The organism is Arthrobacter mobilis (assembly GCF_012395835.1).
In the GTDB taxonomy this organism is placed as follows: Bacteria; Actinomycetota; Actinomycetes; order Actinomycetales; family Micrococcaceae; genus Crystallibacter; species Crystallibacter mobilis.
The window spans coordinates 1-545 of the sequence record NZ_JAAZSQ010000105.1; the positions used below are offsets into that span (position 1 = coordinate 1).

Consider the following 545-nt stretch of genomic DNA (forward strand, 5'->3'; position numbering starts at 1 on the left):
GGCGGCAGCGACCACGAGCAGGCCATCAACTCCCTGGGCCTTCATCTGGTGGGGGTGTGCTTGTGGCTGGGTGGGCTGATTGCGCTGACGGTCGGAGGGACTGCCTTTGGCAAGGACACCGCGGCGGTCCTGGAACGGTTTTCTACCCTGGCCGGTTTCGCTTTCATCCTCGTGGTCGCCTCCGGCATCATCAACGCCGCCATCCGCATCGACCTCCCCGCGGGGCTGGCCTCGCCTTACGGCGTCCTCCTTCTGGGCAAGACAGCTGCCGCCCTCGTTTTGGGCGCCATCGGCTTACTGCACCGCCGACGAATCCTCCCGCAGCTGTCCCTGAAGCCCGGACCCGGGACGCACACCCGGTTGCTGTGGCGCTTCATCGTCGTGGAGCTTTTGATAATGGGCGCGGCCAGCGGCCTGGCCGCGGCCCTGAGCCGGACGCCTCCGCCCGGGGGAGAGGACATCCGGCCGACCCTGACGCCGGCAGAGATCCTCACCGGCTACCTGCTGCCCCCGGAGCTGACTGCAGAGCGGTGGTTCACCGTCTG

The 545-nt window shown here is 68.1% G+C and carries 1 protein-coding gene; it reads left to right on the plus strand.

Annotated elements, in window-relative coordinates; all coding sequences use genetic code 11:
* On the plus strand, nt 1-545 hold a 545-nt coding region (locus HGG74_RS21085), incomplete at both ends, for a CopD family protein (protein WP_168489489.1).